This is a genomic window from Pseudomonas sp. EL_65y_Pfl1_R83, assembly GCF_963970695.1.
Classification (GTDB): domain Bacteria; phylum Pseudomonadota; class Gammaproteobacteria; order Pseudomonadales; family Pseudomonadaceae; genus Aquipseudomonas; species Aquipseudomonas tritici.
Genome location: NZ_CAXAQI010000374.1, coordinates 1 through 467, shown reverse-complemented (window position 1 = coordinate 467; position 467 = coordinate 1). Strand labels below are relative to the sequence as shown.

At 67.5% G+C, this 467-nt stretch carries 1 protein-coding gene; it reads right to left on the bottom strand.

Translation table 11 applies throughout. The features are described from left to right. Positions 1 to 273, bottom strand: a 273-nt coding sequence (locus AACY08_RS29370; RefSeq protein WP_339472593.1) for a hypothetical protein, incomplete at its 3' end; no start/stop codon positions are given. Between the last annotated feature and the right edge of the window lie 194 nt (positions 274 to 467).

Genomic DNA, 467 nt, shown 5'->3' with positions numbered 1-467 from the left:
CGATGTAGCGGCTGCCGACCACGAGTTCGGCCTGCCCGCCCGCGAGCAGCGCCAGCATCTTCGGCAGCTGCGTCTCGTCAGCTGCGTCACCGAGGCCGTCACGACATCGCCCGCGGTCACCACCCAGTTGGCGGCCGTGAAGTCGCCGGGGGCGGCCAGCACCCGTCCCGAGACGTCGATCGCCTCATTCGTGTCGTCATCGAACAGGCCGACCGTGCGATACAGGTCCTCGCGGTTGGAGACCTGAGGAAACAGGACGGGGTTGATGAACATCGGGCCTTCGCCTTCCCGTCAGAGCTTGATGTAGATCGTGGCGAGCATCGTCGGCTGCACGGTCGGATGCGCGGCGCCGCCGCCCGTGTTCTGCAGGGTGATGCCGGTCGTCGCCGTGTTCGTGGAGAGGGTCGCGTTATTGAACGATCCCCGCAGCGGGAAGGTGCCGAGCGTCGCACTGTCCGCCGCCGCAA